Source organism: Bacillus sp. PDNC022 (assembly GCF_016919285.1).
Lineage (GTDB): Bacteria > Bacillota > Bacilli > Bacillales > Bacillaceae > Bacillus > Bacillus safensis.
The window spans coordinates 3,730,540-3,749,413 of record NZ_CP070345.1; the positions used below are offsets into that span (position 1 = coordinate 3,730,540).

Below are 18,874 nucleotides of genomic sequence, written 5' to 3' on the forward strand. Positions count from 1 at the left end.
TCATCTACTCCTTCAGCACAGCTTGAATATATTTTTCTGGTGTGGAGAGCATTTCCGCTGCTTGATTGATATAAGGGGCAATGAACTCAGTTCCTAACCCAATAGCAAGAGATAAGACGACAAGCAGTACGCCAGGATACACCATTCCTTTAATTGACGGCTTTCTTCTTCGCATATCCTGTTCCTCGCCCCAAAATGCGGACATGAAAATCTTCATAATAGAGTAGAGGACAAGGAGGCTGGACAGTAAGACCAAGATAGAAAACGTCATGTATCCAGCAGAAAATCCACCTTCCACAATTTTTAGTTTTCCAACAAAGCCACTCAGCGGTGGAATTCCTGCCAGTGATAAAGCCGATATGAAAAACATCCATCCTAATAGAGGCTGAGATTGAATCAGTCCGCCCATTTTTTTCAGTTGGTTTGTACCAGCGTACACAAAGAGGGCACCTGCCAGCATAAATAAAGCCCCTTTGATCACCATGTCGTGAATGAGATAATAAATAGCTCCTTGGAGTGATGCAGGTGTGTTGGCTGCAAATCCAAACAAAATGACCCCAACAGCTGTGACAATGTTATAAATCACAATCTTCTGCACATCAGAATAGGCGATCGAACCAATCACACCGAATATCACCGTCAGTGCGGCAAGCCACGCCATGAGTGTATGGGTGAAGCCTGTATCATGTATAAAAATTAATGTAAAGACTCTGGCAATCGCATATAAGCCAACCTTTGTCAGCAAAGCCCCAAATAGAGCTGAAATCGCGGCAGGCGGTGCGTGATACGATCCTGGAAGCCAGAAATAAAGCGGGAAGATCCCAGCTTTTAAGCCGAACACAATGAGGAACAGGATGGAAATAACAGTGATTAACCCTGTTTGCCCTGATTCAGCTATTTTCACACTTAAATCAGCCATATTGAGCGTGCCCGTCACTGCATATAAGCAGGCAACTCCGACAATAAATAATGCCGACGAGATGATATTAAACACAATATATTTGAGTGATTCACGAAGCTGAGGCTTTGATCCGCCTAACACAATGAGCATATAAGACGCCATCAGCAGTAATTCAAAGAATACAAACAGGTTGAAAATATCTCCCGTTAAAAAGGCTCCGCTCACGCCAGCTAACAAAAACTGAACGCCAGAATAATAGAAGAGCTGCTCTCTTTCTTTCCCAATTGTTTGAAAGGAGAAGAGGACTGTTACAAGCCCGACAACGGATGCGGTCAGCACAAGGAGTGCAGCAAATTGATCGGCGACAAGGGCAATCCCAAATGGGGCTTTCCAGCCGCCTAAATAAAGGGTTTGTATCCCGTTTGTGAAAATCGTTTGAACCAAATATACATTACATATAATGGCTGAGAGAGATGCCAAGACACTAAAAACTCTTGACAGCATGATGTTTTTATTCATAAAGATCAATAGTGTAGCAGCTAGTAATGGAATTAAAATAGGCAGGATCACGAGATTATTCATGCTGATCATTTCCTCTCATTTGATCCATGTCATCTGTTCGCAGCTCTTGGAAGGCACGGAAGGCCATGACAAGTAATAAGGATGTCACACCAAAAGCAATGACAATGGCTGTTAAAATTAATGCTTGTGGCAATGGATCTACATAGGATGTGATCCCCTCTTTTAGAACGGGAGGCGCTCCCTTTTTTAAGCCGCCCATTGTTAAAAGCAGCAAGTGGACGCCGTGACTCAAAACAGCAGTACCGACGATGACCCGCAGAAGGCTTTTTGACAGCATCAAATAGGTCGCCGCCATAAAAATAATTCCGACGATAATAGACATTAGAAATTCCATTATTCCTTCTCTCCAATCATTTGAATAATGGTCATGGTGACACCGACAACAACCAAATACACACCGATATCAAACAGGACAGCTGTCGCCAGTTCTGTTTTCCCTAAAAACGGTAATTGGAAATAATCAAATGCATGGGATAGAAAAGGTGCACCGAATAGAAAGGATCCCATACCTGTCAGGATCGCAACGAGCAAACCAGCTCCAGTTACATAAATAAAGTCAAATGGCAAAATGCGTCTTACTGTCTTCAGATCATAGGCTAAAAGCAGAAGAACGACAGCCGCAGCACTCATCAGACCGCCTATGAATCCGCCGCCAGGATTGTTATGTCCCGCAAGAAATAGGTGAAGGGAGAAAAGCAAGATGATGAATGCTGTGATTTTTGTTGTAACTTGCAAAAGCATATCATTCGTATCAATCTTTCTCATCGCCGCACACCTCTCTTCCGTTTTGTTTGCGTTTTTAATAAACCATAAATACCAAGTGCCGCAATGGCGAGCACGGTAATTTCAAAGAGGGTATCAAAGCCCCTGAAATCTACAAGAATGACATTGACAATATTGTCACCGCCAGCAAGTTTGTAGCTGTTTTCAATAAAGTAAGTTGAGATGGTGTCAAGTGACTGCTGACTTGTGGAAGCAAAAGCTAGACAAGTGACAACTACCCCAACACCTAATGAAATGATGAAATTGGTCATTTTGAATCTTCTCGTTTTTTGCTTTAAGCTCAGCTTCGGCAAATGATAGAAGCAAAGCAAAAACAGTGCGACAGAAATCGTTTCAATAATGAGCTGCGTCAGCGCAAGGTCAGGTGCTCTGAAAATCACGAAGAATAATGACAGCGTGTAGCCCATGACACCTAGAGCAATAATAGCTGTTAATCGTGAACTTGCGAATACAGTTGCAATCGTCGCCGCCACCATCACAAGTGAAAGAATCATCTCATACGTGCCAATTGAGGCAGCCTGATCTGTTTTAAATGAAAAGGCCTGCTGATAAAACATCACACCGCCAATGACGATGATCATGAACCCAAACACATAAACAAGATAATCACGAAGAAAACCAGTCATATAACTGTTTGTCAGGCGGTATGAACCTTTTTCCAAACCGATAAGAGAGCGGTCGTATAAAGCGTTAAATGACCATTTCTCCTTAAAGATGTTGTACATTGGACGCCATTTTGAAAGCGTCAAGTAGCCGATTGTGCCGAGTACAACAACACCTATTGTCATATAGAGCTCTGGCTGGAAGCCATGCCATGCTTCAATTTTCACAGAAAAACGGCTTCCTGTTTCAATCGCTTCAGGAATGATCGCCGCCATTGCAGGTTCGATGACAGAATAGGCAAGAATATTAGGGAAAAAGAAGAAAGTGACCACAAGTGCAGCTAGAATGATTGGCGGAATAAGCATGCCGATCGGTGCTTCGTGCGGTTTTTTCTCCAATTGGTCTACATTCAGACGGCCTCTAAATGTTTTAAAGAGGAGCATCATACTGTAAATGAACGTAAAGACACTAGCGAGCCAAGCGAGTGCTGGAAAGATTGCACCCCATGTTGAAACGTCCGTAAAGCTGATGTCAGAAATTCGTATCATACTTGTGAAAAATAGTTCTTTACTTAAGAAGCCATTAAATGGCGGTAGTCCGGCCATTGAAAATGTACCGATTAACGTAATCGTGAAGGTAATCGGCATGATCGTCATTAATCCGCCTAATTTCCGAATGTCACGAGTTCCTGTTTCATGATCAATAATACCAGCTGCCATAAAGAGACTGCCTTTAAACGTAGCATGGTTAATGAGGTGAAAAATAGCAGCAAGAACGGCTGCGCCAAAAAAGGCAGGATTGTTTTCATGAATTGCAGCTGCGCCGACGCCAAGCATGAGCATAATCATGCCGAGCTGACTCACTGTTGAATAGGCCAGAATGGCTTTCAAATCGTTTTGCCGGACGGCGTGGAATGATCCCCAGAATAATGTGACAAGTCCAACGATGGAAATGGTCCAGAACCATACCTCTGATATAGCAAAGATTGGACTGAAGCGGGCAACAAGATAAATACCGGCTTTCACCATCGTAGCAGAATGCAGATAACTGCTCACAGGGGTCGGTGCTTCCATTGCATCAGGCAGCCAGATATAAAATGGGAACTGAGCTGATTTCGTAAAGGCACCTAGTAAGATTAGGATCATGGCAGGGATAAAGTAAGGTGATGCCATAATGAGCTGAAGCTGATTCACTGCTTCACGAATACTGAATGAATCAGTAATCAGGTAAATGAGGATGAAGCCGCCAAGCATAGCTAATCCGCCAAAAACAGTAATAAGCAGTGATTTCGTTGCTCCGTACCTAGAGCGTTCCCGCTTATACCAATACCCAATTAAGAGGAAGGAAGAGATACTCGTTAACTCCCAAAACAAGTATAGAACCACCATGTTGTCAGAAAGAACGACACCCAGCATCGCGGTCATAAACATGAGCAAATACGTGTAAAAAGAGCCAAGCTGTTCTTTTTCCTTTGATAAGTAGAAAATACTGTACAGCACCACAAGTGCACCGATACCTGTTATTAATAAAGCAAATAACAAGCTGAGACCATCGACATACACAGTGAAATTCATCCCTAATGATGGAATCCATTCAGCCTGTGAGAAAAGCGTTCGTCCATTCGAAGTGATGTGTATCATTTGGATGAAATAGGTAAATAAAAGAATCGGCAAGATGAGAACAAACCATCCTGTATGTATACGCCTCACATATTTGTAAAGGAAAGGTACAACAAAAGCGAGTAAAAAAGGTGATAGGATGGCGAAGTGAATAAGCTGCAAGAAAATGAACCTCCTTTGATCAATATAAATTCACGTTCTAAAGAACTGGTAATTAAAATTATAGCGTAAATACAGCCATAGTGCATTGGTTTGAAACGATTTCAAGCAAACTGTATTTGTTTTAGGTTCTTTTGACCACAAAAATAATTTTATCAAAAATGATACTCATTGTATATTGTTTTGTTTTTCGTACATGCTTTTCTTAAAGGAGCTGATCAAATGAAACGAAAGATCGCCATCAGCTTAAGCCTATTCTGCACGATTTTAGGAGGAGCATTCTTGATTGACCGAAATGATCAAAAAAGGTGGCAAGCCGGGAGTGAATGGCCGCTGTTTTCTGAGCATCTTCTTCACATGAGCTATCAAGAAACGAAGCTGTATCCTTTTCAGCCCAGAGAATATTTACGAATTGTATTAGCTGATGCTGATGAATAAGATCCTATAGGAGAAAAGAAATATAAAAAAAGCATGGGCCCATGTGAGAGCTCATGCTTTTTATGTGTGGTAGTTTAACTAAACACTCTGAGTAAGATCGTTGCACAGATAACAGTTGCTGCTCCGCCAAGTCGTGTAGATACTTGTGCGAAAGGCATAAGACCCATTCTTCCAGAAGCTGAAAGAATTGCAACGTCACCAGTACCGCCAAGTCCGCTGTGACAGCCAGTGACAATAGCAGATTCTACTGGATACATGTTCATTAGTTTTCCAACGAAGTAGCCAGAACCAACCATTGCGAGTACAACAGCGATACATACGCATACGAATGGAATCGAGATGACAGTTGCTACATCATCAAGTGGAATGTATAGAATACCAAGACCAACCATTAGCGGCCATGTAAAGCTTTTTGATACAAACTTGTAGAACTGTTGTGAGCCGTTTTGAAGATGTTGAGGCATCACGTTTAAGTATTTGATTAAAGCGGCAAGAACAATCATTAAGATTGGACCTGGAATATGAACAAAGCTTTCTAACAAACCACCAAAGATGAAGGTTGTACAAGCAACAAGTACACCAGCACCCATTAACCCGAAATCAACTTTTGCATCCAAATCTGGCTGCTCGAAAATCTCGTTTGCTTCTTTAGATTTCACAAGACGGCCATTCCCGTTTAGTTCAGGACGTTTCTCACCAAGCTTCTTCAATGCGCCAGCACAGATAATGGCAATGACGTTCCCAATGACAGCCGCAGGAATTAATTGAGAAATTAATGACTCTGCTGATACATCAAGAATTTGTGAATAAGCGATAGATAATGGCAGAATCCCTTCTCCAACACCACCGGCAATAATCGGTACAATAATAAAGAAGAATGAATGATGCGGTGTGAAACCAACTAAAAGGCCAACAAGGATTCCAGCACTCACAGCTGCAATTGTACCTGCAACTAGAGGAACAAACATACGAATAAGGCCTTGTACTAAAACAGTTCGCTGCATCCCAAGAATACTACCTACTACAAGAGCAGAAATATAGAAGTAAAGGAAGTTCGACGTTTTCATAAGAGACGTAACCGCTTCCAATGAGTTCGGATTCAGAACATTAAAAAAGACCAGGAACGATGGTACGAATAAAGAAAGAATCGCCGGTCCTCCAATATCTTTTAAGATTGGAATACGTTGTCCTACATCTCCAAGGAAAATCCCCAAAATCATAATAACAGCGAAACCACCAAGCATATTTGCTGGAATTTTATTAAAATAAGCGGCAGTTAAAATAATCGCTGCAAGTACTAAATACACAGGTAGATCAATAACACCAATTTTCCAAGACATGATCTTACGGAAAACGCTTTTATTATTGTCAGAATCGTCTGTAATCGATTTCAATTGTTGTGCATTAGCCACATAAACACCCCCAAATGCTATTTGTCTCAATTGTAGAAGATTCTGTGACACTCATCTATTTATTAAACTAAAATAAGTGTAATAAAAGTAAAATAAACAGGAATTTTTGAGTTTTTTATCATACAAAAATCCCCTGAAGGTAGTTTGTCCTTCAGGGGATTGATCATACATCGGATTTATCGTTTTCCTTTTAGATAAGGCGTACCAAGTGCTTTCGGTGCATCAGCACGTCCGATGAAGCCAGTAAGTGCTAAGATGGTGAGCACATATGGTGCTATGAGCATATACACGTTCGGTATATCTTGGAACAGCGGCAGGAGAGAGCCAATAATGCTTAAACTTTGAGCAAATCCAAAGAATAACGCAGCGCCCATTGCGCCAAACGGATGCCATTTACCGAATACAAGCGCAGCTAGTGCGATGAAGCCTTGTCCAGTAATGGTGGCATGGGAGAAATCAAGCGCGATCGTTGACGCATATACAGCTCCGCCAAGACCGCCAAACAGTCCACTAATGAAGACGCCGATATAACGCATCCGGTACACTTTGATTCCCATTGTATCAGCTGCCATTGGATGCTCTCCGACTGCACGAAGACGAAGTCCAAACGGCATTTTAAATAAAACAAACCAAGCAACAACTGCAAGCGCTAAGGCGAGTATGGACGTATAATAAACATCTTTAAAGAAAATATCACCAATGATCGGAATGTCACTTAAAAGGGGAATATCTCCTTTATAGAAAGGCTCTGTAATTTTATCAGTTTGTGCTTTTCCGTAAATCAGTTTAACGACAAACAATGTAGCGCCAAGTGCCAGCATGTTAATGGCCACACCACTGACCGTTTGATCAGCTCGGAAGGTAATGGTCGCCACTGCATGAATCAGTGAGAACAATCCGCCAACGGCCATTCCGATGAGAAGCCCAAGCCACGGGGTCAAGGCTCCAAACGTATCAGCAAAAAATAAGTTAAAGATAATACTGGAAAATGCTCCGACGACCATCAAACCTTCAAGACCGATATTGACAACACCTGATCTTTCTGAAAAGACGCCTCCAAGAGCGGTTAAAATAAGTGGTGCAGCATAAACAAGTGTAGCTGGGACGATGATTTCAAGTATTTGCAGAAATCCCACTTATTTTCCCCCCTTTTTCTTCATTTGTTGAATCACAAGACGGATAATATAGCTTGAGGCGACGAAAAGAATGATGATCGCAATGACAATATCAACAACCTCAGTCGGTACGCCAGATTCAAGCGGCATATTTAAAGCACCGACCTTCAATCCACCAAGCAATAATGCGGCAAGAACAACACCTACAGCCGTATTTCCACCTAATAAAGCGACGGCGATTCCATCAAAACCTACGCCTGTAAACGAGCCTTTAATAGAGGCATATTCAAATGTACCAAGGCCTTCCATAGCGCCTGCAAGACCTGCAAAAGCACCTGAAATAAGCATCGCATAAATGATATTGCGGCGAACGTTCATACCAGCATAATGTGATGCTTGCTGGTTCATTCCAACAGCTCGTAATTCAAACCCTTTAGAGGTTTTTTGAATAATGACCCACATCACGACAGCAGCAATAATGGCAACAAAAATACCGTTATGCATCCGGGAAAAATCAGTGATCTGCTCAAAAAATCCAGAGCGGAGCGAGGCAGTGGCATCGATTTTATCTGTTTTATCTTTATTATCTGTTAAGACATTTGAGATTAAATAGTTTGTGACATGAAGGGCAATGTAGTTCATCATGATGGTGACGATGACCTCATGCACATAAAAACGAGCTTTTAAAAACCCAGGAATAAAGCCCCATAATGCACCAGCAGCAGCAGCTGTGATGAGTGCAAGCGGGAGATGGATATACATTGGTGCATGGACAGTTGTTCCGATCCATACAGCAGCTACCCAGCCAATGAGCATTTGGCCTTCTACACCGATATTAAATAGGCCTGTCCGAAATGCAAAGGCAACAGCAAGACCGGATAAAATATAAGGTGTCACTTGCCTGATGGTTTCTCCCATATAATAGGTTTCACCGAAAACGCCATTCCAAAGGGCACTATAGCCTTCGATGACACTATAACCGCTTGCCAGCATAATAATGGCCCCAACGAAAAGGCCAAGTACAATGGCTATAAGCGGAATCAGCAGATTTGTTAAGCGATTAGACATTTGCTTCTTTCCCCACTTCCTGTTGCGTACTTCCAGCCATTAATAAACCAAGCTCTTGCTCTGTTGTTTCTTTTGGATCAACAATGGCCACAATGCTGCCTTCGAAAATGACAGCGATCTTATCACTGACATTAATAATTTCATCAAGTTCAAAGGAGATGAGCAAAACGGCTTTGCCTGAGTCTCTTTGCTCAATTAGACGTTTATGAACAAATTCAATCGCACCAACATCAAGTCCACGTGTCGGCTGAGCGGCAATTAATAAATCAGGGTTGCGGTCAACTTCTCGGCCGATAATGGCTTTTTGCTGGTTACCGCCTGACAGAGCGCGCGCTTCTGTATATTCACTTGGTGTTCTGACGTCATATTCCGCAATGATTCGTTTTGCTTTTTGATAAATATTTTTCATATTCAATAAGCCGAATTTTGAATAAGGACGCTGATAATATGTTTGTAAGGAAATGTTTTCTCCAATTGAAAAATCGAGCACAAGTCCATGTTTATGACGGTCCTGAGGAATATGTCCAATCCCAGATTCGGTCACTTTACGAGGCGGGAGATTTTGAATGGCTTTCCCGTTTAGCATGATCGTGCCAGATTCTGATTTTTTTAGACCGGTAATGGCTTCAATTAATTCAGACTGGCCATTGCCGTCTACCCCAGCAATTCCCACAATTTCGCCAGCCTTCACTGAGAGGTTTAGCTGTTTGACGGCTTCAATTCCTCTGGCGTCTTTTACTGTGAGGTCTTGAATTTGAAGAACCTCCTCAGCAGGAGAAGCAGCTTTTTTATCTGTTTTAAATGACACTTCACGGCCAACCATGAGGCTTGCAAGTTCGTCTTTATTTGTGCTTTCCACATCAAGTGTACGAATGCCTTGGCCTTTTCGGATAATGGTCACGCGATGACAGGCATCCATAATTTCTTTCAGCTTATGGGTGATTAAAATAATGGATTTGCCTTCATTGATTAAGTTTTTCATAATTTGTATGAGTTCTTTGATTTCTTGAGGTGTTAAAACGGCCGTTGGTTCGTCGAAGATCAAAATGTCAGCGCCGCGGTAAAGTGTTTTTAAGATTTCTGCACGCTGCTGCATGCCGACAGAGATGTCAGATACTTTTGCGGCAGGATCTATTTTCAAACCATAGCGGTCAGAAAGTTCTTGTACTTGCTGTATGGCTTGTTCTTTGTCAATCTTTCCAAACTTCTTGGGCTCTTTACCTAAAATGATGTTTTCAGCGACAGTGAAGGTATCGACAAGCATAAAGTGCTGATGCACCATTCCGATGCCTAAATCACTAGCATCATTTGGACTAGAGATGGTCACAGGTTTTCCGTGTACCTTGATTTCACCTTTTTCAGGCTGGTACAGTCCGAAAAGCACGTTCATGAGCGTTGATTTTCCAGCGCCGTTTTCACCAAGCAGCGCATGAATTTCGCCCTTTTTTAGCTGCAGCGTAATGTTGTCGTTTGCTACAATGCCAGGGAATTCTTTGCGTATATTCAACATTTCAATGACATAATCCACAGGTTTAACCGCTCCTTTTTTAGGGTGCTGATGAAGATAAAAACTAGCAAAAGAAAAGCTGCAAAACGAGGCTGCAGCTTTTCTTTTACCACCTTTTACGAATAAAGAGGAGGTAAAGGAGAGGCAAGGGGATAAGGTGTGCTTATCCCGATGCTCAAATTAAGCTTTAAAATCTTTTAGTTCATCACGTGTTGCAGGGATTTTAATTTCACCCTTGATGATTTTTTGTTTCCATTCTTCAACTTTCTTTAATACATCTTTATCAAGGTTTTCCTGAGATGGAGAAATGTCAAGAGCGCCTTCTTTCAGACCGTATGTGATCACTTCGCCGCCAGGGAACTTACCTTCTTTTGCTTTCGTTGTTAAGTCTTGTACCGCTGTGTCTACTTTCTTAACCATAGAAGTAAGGGTGACACTTTGTTTTGTTCCAGGTACTTTTCCTTCGTCATACTGGTCTTTATCTACACCGATAACCCAAACTTTACGGTTAGGATCCGCTTTTTTCAGGTTTTTCGCTTCTGTGAACACACCAGTTCCAGTGCCGCCAGCAGCATGATAGATAATGTCGACGCCAGATTTGTACATGCTTTCAGCTGTTGCTTTTCCGATGTCAGCCTTATCGAATGCACCAGCATATTTCACTTCAACTTTTGCTTTCGGGTTAGCTGCTTCAACGCCTGCGCGGAAACCAACTTCGAATTTTCTGACTAATTCAGAGTCAACGCCGCCGACAAAACCAATTTTGTTTGATTTTGTAGAAAGAGCAGCCGCAACACCTACAAGGAATGATCCTTCGTTTTCGTTAAATACAATGCTGGCCACGTTGTCTTTTTTCACGACTGCATCAACGATAGCAAAGTGGTTTTTCTTACGTTGATCCGCAATTTCAGATATAGCATCTTCCATTAAGAAACCAATTCCGTAAATCAGGTCGAATTTCTCACGAGCAAGTGTGTTTAAGTTTGTTGTATAGTCAGCATCTGATTTAGATTGTAAGTAATCAAAGCCGTTTTTACCTTTTTTTAGATTGTTGTCTTTCCCAAATGCTTGTAAACCTTCCCAAGCTGATTGGTTAAACGATTTGTCATCGACACCACCGACATCAGTTACCATTGCAACAGTGAATTGATCTTTATCTTTTTTGCTTTCACCGCTGTTTGAGCCAGAGTTGCCGCATGCTCCAAGGATGGTTCCTGCTGCTACGACTAAGGACAATGCTAGTCCAATTTTGCGCTTCTTCAAAACATAACCCCCTATAAAATTTAAAAGTTTCAGAAAAGTCTCGCGAAAAAAGACCGATCTATCTCTTCTCACCCTTCTGAAGAGGGTATTTTATCCTGCTTTCTCATGAAACTTATGGAGGGCAGGAGAGAAGATGTAAGACATCAGACTTATATCTCGTTGAACTAATCAATCATAATTTATCATTTCCGATCGAATAAATAAATAGAAATTTGTTTTATTTTTAAAAAAATGTTAAATGGCTTTATTTGATGTCTTTTTATCTGCTGAAATATGATATAATGCCGCTTTTGTGGTGTGCTCCGCTACAGCATAACCACTGATATCAAGGGGTTTGTTACATCGTATGCCATAAAAAAACATCTGGCCTTTGTGAAAGGTCAGATGTAGTATTTTAAAGATATTGCTGAATCAAATTCATATTGCTTGTGTTCAGTTTATATTGGAAAACAGGACGTCCTATTGTCCCATATGCCATTTCAACATCCACCACTTCGATATCCTCAAGGAATTTTAAGTATTTTCTAATGGAGACTTGAGAGATTTCTGTATGATTGGCTAGGTCTTCAGTCGTGAAAGCCTGCTGACCAAATGATTGAATGCTTGTCCAGATGAGTTTGAGTGTGCTTTTGGTCAAACCTTTTGGCAGAAGGACTTTTTCCGCCTCTGCTTTTTTATGAAAAAGCTTCGCATCTAAATCATTTTGCGAAATGCTGTTCATGGATTGATACAGGGCGTGTTTCCGTTTGTACTCTGCCAGCGCTGATTGGAATCGTTCGAACTCAAAAGGCTTGATTAAATAATCGACCGCTCCGTTTCGCATCGTTTGCTGGACAACATCCACTTCATTGGCAGCCGAAATGACAATGACATCAACGGAATGATTTTGCTGGCGAATTTCTGTTAATAATGCCAGTCCATTTTGACCAGGCATATAAATATCGAGCAGTACGAGGTGAATGACTTCTGTTTTTAACACTTCAAGTGCCTGCTGAAAAGAGGTGGCAATTCCCTTTAACTCAAAGCCATCGATTTGGGTCAGGTAGCGTTTGTTCAGCTCCCCAACCATTGGATCATCTTCTACTATTAACACATTAATCATGTGAATCCTCCTTTTGTTTATACGGAATGCGGAGACTAAAGGTCGTTCCTTCTCCTTTTTCACTCGTGACAATCATATGTCCGTTCAATTTCTTGATGCTTTGGTCAACGAAGTAGAGTCCGAACCCTCTGTCTTCTCCTTTAGTTGAAAAGCCTTGATCAAACATGATGTCTTGTTCTTCTTTTGTGAGACCAACACCTGTGTCCGTGATTTCAATGTGAAGCTGTTCTTGAACATATCTGAAGGAGATCGAGATGTTTTTCGTCTCAGTATGAGAAACAGCATCAAGTGCATTATTTAACAGGTTGCCAATCACGGTAATGAGATCATGCGTCACTGCAGGGTCCTCCGTATTTGGCACTTGTGTGCTGCAAATAACCTCTAAGGCAGCGCCTTGTTCCCTGATATAGCTTTGTTTTCCTAGTAAAAATCCTGCTAAAACAGAGTTTTTCACATGGTTGATGATTTCATTTGTTTCCGTTTGCTGATAGATCGCAATATCTTTGATATAAGTGCCAAGGTCATCATAGTTTTTGAGCTGAACCAATCCTAAAATGACATGAAGCTTGTTCATAAATTCATGTGACTGGGCCCGTAGCGCATTCGCATACATTTTGACCCCGCTAAGCTGTTCCGCCAGGTGTTTTACTTCTGTTTTGTCACGGAAGGTGGCGATGGCTCCGACAATTTCACCTTTTACTGTAATCGGCACTTCATTAAAGACGAGCTCCAGTCCATTCATTCTCACGTCACGATCAAGCAGCGGCTTGCGTGTTTCAATGACTTGCTTTAAGCCGCTTGAAGGGAGGAGAGTTTGAACATCTTGTTCTCTAGGGTCAACCATAATGCCCATATTATGAAAGAGCCGTTTGGCCTCTGCATTGGCCAGCTTGATTTTACCGTGCTGATCAACGGCAAGTATCCCTTCTTTTGTTGATTCTAGCATGGCGCTTCTCTCTTTTAATAATGTGGCGATCTCATCTGGCTCCAGTCCAAACATAATCTTCTTCACTTTTCTTGCCACAATGAGTGCTCCGATGATGCCAGATAGAAGGCTGAGTGATGTGACGAAGTAGAGCGGAAGTAAGCTTTGATGAATAATCAAGTCAATTTCCTTTAACGTAATCCCTACAGCCACAGCCCCGAGCTGCTTTCCATTTTGATCATAAACAGGAACAAAAGCACGCATGGATCTGCCGAGTGTTCCAGAAGCCGTACTAATATGTTCTTTCCCCTGTAATGCTGCTTTTTCATCACCGCCGGCAAACCGCTTTCCAATCTTCTGCGGATTCGGGTGTGTTTTGCGGATACCGTTCATATCCATGACGACAACGAATTCGGTTTTGGTGATTTGCTGAACACTTGTTGTATATTTTCGTAATGCTGAATATGAATGATCTTCTAATGATTGTGCGGTGATCGGTGCCTCTGCGACCATTTTGGCAGTAGAGAGAGCAATGTCACGCTCCTGCTGATGAATGTTCTTGGCTGTTTCCGACCAGATCGTAAAGAATGTGATACAAAGGGAGATCAGGACAACGATACACACAAAAATCGTCAGCCGTGTTTGCAGTCTTAAAGTTTTTTTCACGAGTATACCCCTAACGCACGATTTTTTCGTAACAGTAATACTTTAACGGGAAAATGTAAGTTTGTGAAGGAATGTACGTGCAAAATCATAAATTTGATTTTGCTGTCAGTTTACTTTGAAAGCATCTTGTCAATCCGTTTTAAGTGAGCCATAATAAATGTGAGCTTATGAGAAAGGAACTATTTATGAAAAATACATATTTGACTGGATATTTTCCGCTGATTTCAATTTTACTATTCAGCTCTGCTTTTTCGATTTTTACAGTAGGTATCACAACTGATTTTTTGACTCAAGCAGGTATTTTAAAAGGAATGCTGGAATTTTTCTCAGAACAGGGCATCCGTCTTGCTCTCTTTGCCGCTTTTGCCCTTGTTTATTTTATGATCTTATCTGCCTTAAAACTGATTGCAGATACGGTATTAGAGCTGGCGTTGCTCTTTTTCGCTAAGGACCCTGAAGGGGAGAACTTAAAGAAAATTCGGATTGCATCCGTTGTTTATTTATTTGCCAGCTTGCTTGCATTTCTGTTGACGCAGCAGCTCATCCTGCTTGTCGGACTTTTTGCATTAGCAAGTCTTGTCTATTTTATCTGGGTTGTGGTTCGCATTTATCAATCGCTTTCTATGCTGAATTTGATTGGATTTATGATGTTTATTCTGCTGTTTTGGGCGACGTTTTTGATCGGTATTTTGTACTTATTTATTAAGCTTTATAACAGTGTGATGGCAAGTCTGCCTTCATAAGCAGACAAAGAAAGCATCCTCCAATAACGGAGGATGCTTTCAGCGTTTAGACAAACCCTTGCATTCGTTGTCAGTTCTGCGCGCCGATGCTCACGAATGTTAAATTCGCTCCGCTTCGGTGCTCGTCCTTCCTAGACTGCAAAGGTTTTCAGGTCACGCTGAAAAGAAGAAAAAGAGCTAAAATAAAGATCATTTTAGCTCTTTTTCAACAATCTGAGCATCCTCCAATGATGGAGGATGCTTTTTTATGAAAGAAACCGTTTTTGAATATCGGGTGTTGGCATCATACAAGATGTTTTTTGACCAAACCATTTGTAGCGATTTTTTGCAATCAGCTGATAAAACCAATCACGGATTGGGCGAGGTATGGCAAGGAGTAAAAAGCTCCATCTGTATATCCCTTTTAAATGCCGCGCGGCTTTTAAGATGCCTGTTGACTTCGTATAAAGGGTCCCTTTTTCAATATAAATGAATGAATTGAACTCATCTAAAGGCAAACCGTTTTCCTTTAAAATACGCTGCCCTGTATCTGATTGTAATGAAGCGAACATCATCCGTTCTTTCGGATCGCGCTTAATCACAAACTGAACAGCGCCGCTGCACACGTTGCAGACACCGTCAAATAAAATTAAATGGGGTGGATGTGTTGAATGCATCGCAATCAAACCTCCTGTTTATCTGGCGTATTGCATCGTATTTTTCCAAATACGTAAGTGCGGGCTTGAATTATAAATCGATTCAACCGTTCCTCTATCTCTTCCGACCCAGACACCCATTGTGTACTGATCTGTCAGTCCCACAAACCAAATATCTTTGTAGTCATTGGATGTCCCTGTTTTACCACCGATGTAAGGGGCATTGAAATTCGCTTTTTTCCCTGTACCACTTTTCACAACGGAGGTAAGCAGCTTACGCATCGTTTCATTTGTACGCTGAGAATATACTTGCTTTGGCGACTCTTTCCACTTGTAAAGGGTCTTACCGTTTAAGTCTGTCACTTTTGTGATTGAATGACTTTGTGTGTAGGCTCCTTGGTTGCCAAAGACGGTATACGCATCTGTTATTTCTAGCGGTGAGAAGCCTTTCGTAAATCCGCCAAGTGCAGAAGGAAGGCGGTAATCATCCGCTACGATATGCTCAAATGAGAACTTCTCTAAATAGCTGAAGCCTTTTTTGACACCTACTGTATCCAGCATTCGGATCGCAGGGGTATTATAAGAATTTTTAAAGGCTGTTTCAAGTGTGACCGTTCCATACGTTTTATGGTTATAGTTCTGCGGACAGTATCCGCTGCTGCAAAACTTGCCGGCACTGATGGTGCTTGAAGCCGTTGCGCCGGTTTGATCAATATAAGGCGCATAATCTAAAAGCGGTTTAATCGCAGAACCAGGCTGTCTTTGCGCTTGATAAGCGTAGTTAAAATCAAATTTCTTATAGTTTTTCCCACCAGCAAGTGCAACAATTTGATGCGTTTCATGATTAATGACGGCTGATCCGCCTTCCACACCTTGGTAAGGCAATTGAGCATTGAGCTGATAGACGGCTCTTTGCTGTAAGGATGGATCAAGCGCCGTATAAATTTTCACACCATCCTGGAGCAGGGCACTCACTTTTTCAGATAATTCTTTTTGAATAGCCTTTTTTGCTTCAGCCGTTTTGGCCTTCTTCAATCGTTTTGTAAAGCCCTCCTGATCAGACACAAGATCGGTAAACTCTTCATTGGCATATGTCACATAGTCAGGGTAAAGGTTTTTCTTTTCACTTAAGGACAGGCTGATTTTTTCTTTGACGGCTTTTTTGTATTGTTTTTTGGTGATGACACCATCTTTCTTCAAAATACCAAGCAGTCGTTCTTGGCGTTTCTTTGTGTGCTTGAACTGTTTTAATGGATCATACAGTGTTGGGTTGTTTGGAATAGCAGAGATAAATGCCATTTGTGCAAGTGTTAAAGAACTAAGCGGCTTATCAAAATAGTAATTAGCCGCTGAACCGACACCGTAAACACCATTACTGAAATAAATCGTATTTAAATAGCTTTCGAGAATTTCATCCTTTGAGAATTTCCGTTCAAGTTCATAGGAATAGAGCAGCTCCGTAAACTTTCGGCTGAACGAACGTTCATGGCTTAAATATAAGTTGCGGGACAGCTGCTGTGTGATCGTACTCGCTCCTTGGCTGATGCCATGGTTTTTGACGTTTGCAGCAAGGGCACGAACAACTCCCATAAAGTCAATGCCTTTATGGTCATAAAAGTTGCGGTCCTCTGAACGGAGGAACAGCTCCTTCACAGGTTCAGGAATTTTATCGTATTTCACGAACACTCGGTTCTCATCGTTTGAGACGATCTCGGAGATAAGAGAACCATCCCGGTCATACATATAACTGTTTTGGGAAAAATCTATCTTTTCCAGCTTGATTTTTTGATCAAGCACTTCGTTAACAGGCTTTACACTTGCAGCTTCTTCCTTTGATAGATAAAAAGTCAGAACAAATAGTGGGATGAGGGCAGCAAGTAATAACCAACCAATGATTGCACGAAACATGAGGTCACTCACTTTCTTCAATTTTCTAGCCATATCGTACCATTCTTTTGCGAATACGAGAAGGTTATTTTTAGAAAAGAATGGGCGTGAAGTCTAGTGAATCAGGCTTTTACGCAAGAAAAAAGAGTATCTGAAGATGATCAGACACTCCTTTCCTTTGTCTTTGAATGTGAGCGAACCGCCCATAAAAATAATGCGCCAAACAGAAAAATGCCGGCAGTGACATAAAAGACAGCTGGAATCCCGTAATGACTCGCCACAATGCCGCCGATTACCGGACCGACGACATTCCCAAGAAAGCGGAAGCTGACATTGTATCCGAGCACTTCTCCTTGCATAGAAGCAGGTGCTTTGATCCGGATATACGCTGTCGTACACGGAATAATCCCGCCAAGTGCCATCCCGTATAGAAAACGGAAAATGACTAACATCACGTAGGAATCCGCCATGGCTTGCGGGATGAATAAAATAGAGGAGAGAATGAGAAGGGCAAGCAGCACCTTGTCGTGACCAATTCGATCTCCGAGATCTCCCCATTTTCGCGTAAACAGCAAATTGCCAAGTCCAGTTGCAGAAAATGCTAGCCCCGCATAAAAAGCGAGATTGACAGGACCATGTAAATCATGAATGTATAAAGCCAAAAGCGGCTGAATGCTAAAGTTCCCTACTTGTGTAATAAACGTTAAAAGCATCGTGACCACAAGCAAAGGCTGTTTGAAAATATGAATGATTACATCCTTCCGTGAGTAAGAAACACGCTTTGCTTCTTTTGAACGGATCGGCTGTTCCTTCACTCCGAAGATAATCACAATAGCTGACACATAAATGACAGCCGCTGTGAGGAAAAACGTATAAATAAATCCGACGCTGTCTGCCATGAATCCGCCCATTAACGGACCAAACAATCCTCCGGCGACATTACTCATCTGCATTGTTCCAAGGGTTTTACCGGCAGTTGCCTTTTCAGTCTGTGCAGAAATCAGTGCCATTGAAGTCGAGATAAAGCCTGTGACAAGCCCCATGAAAAGCCTTAATGCGAATAGCTGATACACGGTGTTTACAAGCCCCATTAATAGAATACTTGTGGCGATGCCAATACCGTTAATCAATAAAATCTTTTTATAGCCATGCCGGTCGCCAATCCGCCCCCAAATCGGAGAGATCAGGAAGGCCGTTAAAAACGTGACCCCAAAGACATAGCCGCTCCATCTTTGAACAAATTCATTTGAATAGCTGCTATCAAGAGATTCTATGTAAAGTGATAAAAAAGGGACGATCATTGTAATGCTCGCAGATACAAAAAAGTTCACAAACCACATGATGTACAAGTTTTTCTTCCTGTTTGTGATAGAGACCACCTTCTTTATTTATTTCGTGTTCCTTAATAATTATAAAGGAAAATAAACGATCTTTCATCCGATGAATAGGTTGGGCATAGTGAATCT

General features: G+C 41.7%; 16 protein-coding genes. 2 read left to right on the plus strand and 14 right to left on the minus strand.

What is annotated here, in order from left to right; all coding sequences use genetic code 11:
• Positions 1–4: 4 nt before the first annotated feature.
• From JVX94_RS18980 to JVX94_RS18995, 4 genes are read right to left on the minus strand one after another with little or no spacing between them, the layout of a single operon-like run.
• Positions 5–1,483: a Na+/H+ antiporter subunit D gene (locus tag JVX94_RS18980; protein ID WP_095409462.1), complete on the minus strand. Its 1,479-nt coding sequence runs from the start codon at positions 1,481–1,483 to the stop codon at positions 5–7.
• Complete coding sequence (locus JVX94_RS18985) at positions 1,476–1,817, minus strand: Na(+)/H(+) antiporter subunit C (RefSeq protein ID WP_048237322.1); 342 nt, start codon at positions 1,815–1,817, stop codon at positions 1,476–1,478. The genes JVX94_RS18980 and JVX94_RS18985 overlap by 8 nt, the downstream gene beginning before the upstream one ends.
• Positions 1,817–2,248 (minus strand): Na(+)/H(+) antiporter subunit B, encoded by a 432-nt coding sequence (locus JVX94_RS18990; RefSeq protein ID WP_024423315.1) that lies wholly within the window; start codon positions 2,246–2,248, stop codon positions 1,817–1,819. The genes JVX94_RS18985 and JVX94_RS18990 overlap by 1 nt, the downstream gene beginning before the upstream one ends.
• Positions 2,245–4,650, minus strand: a complete 2,406-nt coding sequence (locus JVX94_RS18995; protein WP_205184127.1) for a Na+/H+ antiporter subunit A — start codon at positions 4,648–4,650, stop codon at positions 2,245–2,247. Before JVX94_RS18995 ends, JVX94_RS18990 begins: the two co-directional genes overlap by 4 nt.
• 219 nt (positions 4,651–4,869) lie before the next feature.
• On the opposite strand from JVX94_RS18995, the gene JVX94_RS19000 reads away from it, so the two are divergent.
• The gene (locus tag JVX94_RS19000; RefSeq protein WP_048237320.1) at positions 4,870–5,085 is read left to right on the plus strand and encodes a hypothetical protein; all 216 of its coding nucleotides are present in this window, start codon (positions 4,870–4,872) and stop codon (positions 5,083–5,085) included.
• Between the two features lie 74 nt (positions 5,086–5,159).
• Here JVX94_RS19000 and JVX94_RS19005 read toward each other — a convergent pair whose 3' ends face one another.
• The 7 genes from JVX94_RS19005 to malK form a co-directional block, all read right to left on the minus strand.
• Positions 5,160–6,497: a sodium/malate symporter MaeN gene (locus tag JVX94_RS19005; RefSeq protein WP_024425937.1), complete on the minus strand. Its 1,338-nt coding sequence runs from the start codon at positions 6,495–6,497 to the stop codon at positions 5,160–5,162.
• Between the two features lie 176 nt (positions 6,498–6,673).
• Positions 6,674–7,633 carry an ABC transporter permease gene (locus JVX94_RS19010; RefSeq protein WP_048237319.1) on the minus strand — a complete coding sequence of 320 codons (960 nt, stop codon included), beginning with the start codon at positions 7,631–7,633 and terminating at the stop codon, positions 6,674–6,676.
• The gene (locus JVX94_RS19015) at positions 7,634–8,680 is read right to left on the minus strand and encodes an ABC transporter permease (protein ID WP_095409459.1); all 1,047 of its coding nucleotides are present in this window, start codon (positions 8,678–8,680) and stop codon (positions 7,634–7,636) included.
• Positions 8,673–10,208 carry an ABC transporter ATP-binding protein gene (locus tag JVX94_RS19020; RefSeq protein WP_039181099.1) on the minus strand — a complete coding sequence of 512 codons (1,536 nt, stop codon included), beginning with the start codon at positions 10,206–10,208 and terminating at the stop codon, positions 8,673–8,675. The genes JVX94_RS19015 and JVX94_RS19020 overlap by 8 nt, the downstream gene beginning before the upstream one ends.
• Positions 10,209–10,367: 159 nt before the next feature.
• Positions 10,368–11,450: a BMP family lipoprotein gene (locus JVX94_RS19025; RefSeq protein WP_095409457.1), complete on the minus strand. Its 1,083-nt coding sequence runs from the start codon at positions 11,448–11,450 to the stop codon at positions 10,368–10,370.
• 394 nt (positions 11,451–11,844) lie between these two features.
• Complete coding sequence (locus JVX94_RS19030) at positions 11,845–12,552, minus strand: response regulator (RefSeq protein WP_095409456.1); 708 nt, start codon at positions 12,550–12,552, stop codon at positions 11,845–11,847.
• Positions 12,545–14,143, minus strand: coding sequence for a malate sensor histidine kinase MalK (gene malK, locus JVX94_RS19035; RefSeq protein WP_034622126.1), 1,599 nt, complete (start codon positions 14,141–14,143; stop codon positions 12,545–12,547). Before malK ends, JVX94_RS19030 begins: the two co-directional genes overlap by 8 nt.
• A gap of 185 nt (positions 14,144–14,328) precedes the next feature.
• On the opposite strand from malK, the gene JVX94_RS19040 reads away from it, so the two are divergent.
• Positions 14,329–14,886, plus strand: a complete 558-nt coding sequence (locus tag JVX94_RS19040) for a YufK family protein (RefSeq protein WP_024423305.1) — start codon at positions 14,329–14,331, stop codon at positions 14,884–14,886.
• Between the two features lie 245 nt (positions 14,887–15,131).
• Here the strand turns inward: JVX94_RS19040 and JVX94_RS19045 are convergent, their stop codons facing one another.
• The 3 genes from JVX94_RS19045 to JVX94_RS19055 all read right to left on the minus strand — a co-directional run bounded on the left by JVX94_RS19045 (position 15,132) and on the right by JVX94_RS19055 (position 18,748).
• Positions 15,132–15,542, minus strand: coding sequence for a thiol-disulfide oxidoreductase DCC family protein (locus JVX94_RS19045; protein WP_095409453.1), 411 nt, complete (start codon positions 15,540–15,542; stop codon positions 15,132–15,134).
• Positions 15,543–15,560: 18 nt separating this feature from the next.
• Positions 15,561–17,462 carry a transglycosylase domain-containing protein gene (locus tag JVX94_RS19050; RefSeq protein ID WP_095409452.1) on the minus strand — a complete coding sequence of 634 codons (1,902 nt, stop codon included), beginning with the start codon at positions 17,460–17,462 and terminating at the stop codon, positions 15,561–15,563.
• A 107-nt stretch (positions 17,463–17,569) separates the two neighbouring features.
• Complete coding sequence (locus tag JVX94_RS19055; RefSeq protein ID WP_242058306.1) at positions 17,570–18,748, minus strand: MFS transporter; 1,179 nt, start codon at positions 18,746–18,748, stop codon at positions 17,570–17,572.
• Positions 18,749–18,874: the final 126 nt, after the last annotated feature.

What these genes read in the sequence shown, in the direction of transcription:
- JVX94_RS18985 (WP_048237322.1), bottom strand. Translation starts at nt 1,817, where the DNA reads ATGGAATTTCTAATGTCTATTATCGTCGGAATTATTTTTATGGCGGCG.
- JVX94_RS19000 (WP_048237320.1), top strand. Translation starts at nt 4,870, where the DNA reads ATGAAACGAAAGATCGCCATCAGCTTAAGCCTATTCTGCACGATTTTA.
- JVX94_RS18990 (WP_024423315.1), bottom strand. Translation starts at nt 2,248, where the DNA reads ATGAGAAAGATTGATACGAATGATATGCTTTTGCAAGTTACAACAAAA.
- JVX94_RS19030 (WP_095409456.1), bottom strand. Translation starts at nt 12,552, where the DNA reads ATGATTAATGTGTTAATAGTAGAAGATGATCCAATGGTTGGGGAGCTG.
- JVX94_RS19055 (WP_242058306.1), bottom strand. Translation starts at nt 18,748, where the DNA reads ATGTGGTTTGTGAACTTTTTTGTATCTGCGAGCATTACAATGATCGTC.
- JVX94_RS19015 (WP_095409459.1), bottom strand. Translation starts at nt 8,680, where the DNA reads ATGTCTAATCGCTTAACAAATCTGCTGATTCCGCTTATAGCCATTGTA.
- JVX94_RS18980 (WP_095409462.1), bottom strand. Translation starts at nt 1,483, where the DNA reads ATGAATAATCTCGTGATCCTGCCTATTTTAATTCCATTACTAGCTGCT.
- JVX94_RS19050 (WP_095409452.1), bottom strand. Translation starts at nt 17,462, where the DNA reads ATGGCTAGAAAATTGAAGAAAGTGAGTGACCTCATGTTTCGTGCAATC.
- JVX94_RS19040 (WP_024423305.1), top strand. Translation starts at nt 14,329, where the DNA reads ATGAAAAATACATATTTGACTGGATATTTTCCGCTGATTTCAATTTTA.
- JVX94_RS19045 (WP_095409453.1), bottom strand. Translation starts at nt 15,542, where the DNA reads ATGCATTCAACACATCCACCCCATTTAATTTTATTTGACGGTGTCTGC.